General features: G+C 70.0%; 2 protein-coding genes. Both read right to left on the bottom strand.

Features of this window, described 5'->3' with window-relative positions:
• Positions 1 to 154: 154 nt before the first annotated feature.
• Positions 155 to 1,171: a substrate-binding domain-containing protein gene (locus C1I97_RS36050; protein ID WP_111007133.1), complete on the bottom strand. Its 1,017-nt coding sequence runs from the start codon at positions 1,169 to 1,171 to the stop codon at positions 155 to 157.
• Positions 1,172 to 1,435: 264 nt separating this feature from the next.
• Positions 1,436 to 1,891, bottom strand: a complete 456-nt coding sequence (locus tag C1I97_RS36045; protein WP_111007132.1) for a tellurite resistance TerB family protein — start codon at positions 1,889 to 1,891, stop codon at positions 1,436 to 1,438.
• Positions 1,892 to 2,024: the final 133 nt, after the last annotated feature.

The raw sequence follows: 2,024 nt of genomic DNA, 5'->3' as shown, positions 1-2,024 counted from the left end.
CCTATCTGCAGGGCTATCTGGCCGTGGACGCGCGCGGGGTGGCCGCGTGTCCGGTACGGAACCAGGGGTGCGCAGGATGCTATCCGTACACGTGATCGTACGCACCGAGACCGACCGAAACTTTCGAGACCACCGGACCCGCGCGGTGTCCGCGTCAACGGGTGCCGTCGGCCGCGTACTTCGCCACCGCGGCCACGTTCTTCTTGGTCACGAAGGCCGGGCCGGTGAGCACCGGGGCCACGCCGCCACCGCTGACGTTGCCGTTGGTGCGGTACAGCCACAGCGCGTCCACGGCCAGATAGCCCTGCAGATAGGGCTGTTGGTCCACGGCGAACTGGACGTCCCCCTTGCGCACCGCGGCGACGAGGTCCTTGTTGAGGTCGAAGGTGGCGACATGGGCCTTGCTGCGCGTCTCCTTCACCGACTTCACCGCCGCGAGCGCGTACTGCGCGCCCAGCGTGACGACCTCGTCGATGCTCGGATCCTGGTGCAGACTCGCGGAGATGGAGGCGGTCACGGTGTCCATGTCGGTGCCGTCCGCGTACAGCATCTGGGTCTGGCCGCCGAACGTCTTCTTCACGCCGGCGCAGCGCGCCTCCAGGGCGACGTTGCCCCGCTCGTGGATGACGCACAGCGTGTGCCTGGCCTTGAGGCCGTTCAGCTTCTCGCCGACGGCGCGGCCGGCGACGCTCTCGTCCTGGCCGAAGTACTCCAGAACCCCCTCCGCCTGCCAGGCGTCGATACCGGAGTTGAGGCCGACCACCGGTATGCCGGCGGCCCTGGCCTCGGCGATCGGGCCCTTCATCGCCTCCGGCTTGGCCAGCGTCACGGCGATCCCGTCGGCCTTGTCGCGGATGGCGTCCCGCACCAGTTTCGCCTGCCCCGCGGGGTCGGCGTCGTTCGCGTACGTCAGGTCGATGCCGTCCTTGGCCGCCGCGACCTGGGCCCCCTTCTGCACCAGGTCCCAGTAGGCGTCGCCCGGCGCTCCGTGGGTGACCAGGGCGACCTTCATGCGCGCGCCGCCCGGCCGTCCGGCGGCGTCCTTGCCCGAGCCGCCGGCCTCGCCGCCGCCGGAGCAGCCGGCGAGGAGCAGGCAGACGGCGGTGGCGGCCGCCACGGCCGTGCCGCGCGCGGTTCTGCGGGAGGCGTCGGGCGGGGGAGGAGTGTTCATGAGGGTGCGGCACCTCGCTGTGCGGCCGAGCATGGGGATCCACGAGAGCACGGGTGGGTCCCGGGGGACGTACGCCCCCCGGGTGACTCTCGTTGAGGCGGAGCCAACCTTGTGTGACCGCAGGTAGTCAAGGGATCTGATCCCGTGGTCGGCTCTCGGTGCCGCATCGTGATCTTTTCTGCCGTCCTCGGCAGGTGCGTGGCATTTCGCCGACGTTCCCGCCCACCGCGCCGAGGCGCCGCCCGGCCGTCCGCCCGGGTCGGATCAGAGGTCGAACTCGTGCGGCGGCAGCTCCAGGGCGAAGCAGGCCTCGCGGACCACGGCCTGCTCGGTCTTGTCGAAGTCGCCGTCCGCGCCGCCGATGACGATGCCGATCTGGACCACGGCACGGGCCTCGGCGGGCTTCTTCTTCGCCTTGGCGATCTCCTGCAGCACGCTCACCTTGCCGAAGGCGAAGTCGGCGGTCAGCTTGTCGAGGTTGTCCTCGAAGCGGCGGCGCAGGTCGTCCGCCGGGAAGTTCTGCAGGACCTCGTTGGTGGCGATCAACTGGGCGACGCGCTGCCGCTCCGAGGGATCGACGGTGCCGTCGGCGGCGGCCACGAGCGCGCACATCGCCATGCTCGCATCCCGGAAGGCACCGCTCTTCAGGTCGTTCTTCTTCGCCACGAGCTGGTTCTGCATCTGCGTCGCGGAGTCCTTGATGCGGTCCCACAGGGCCATGTGCTCTCCAAGCGTGAGGTCGGGTGCGGACACGATCCGGGTCCGGGGCCGGCCCGGATCTACAGCAACGTAGAAACTAACGGAGACCCGGATAAGTTCCGGTGGATTCCGGCCGTGTTGCCCTGCCTGGACC

The organism is Streptomyces sp. NTH33, from assembly GCF_003236365.1.
Taxonomy (GTDB): domain Bacteria; phylum Actinomycetota; class Actinomycetes; order Streptomycetales; family Streptomycetaceae; genus Streptomyces.
This window is presented reverse-complemented; position numbering and strand designations above follow the sequence as displayed.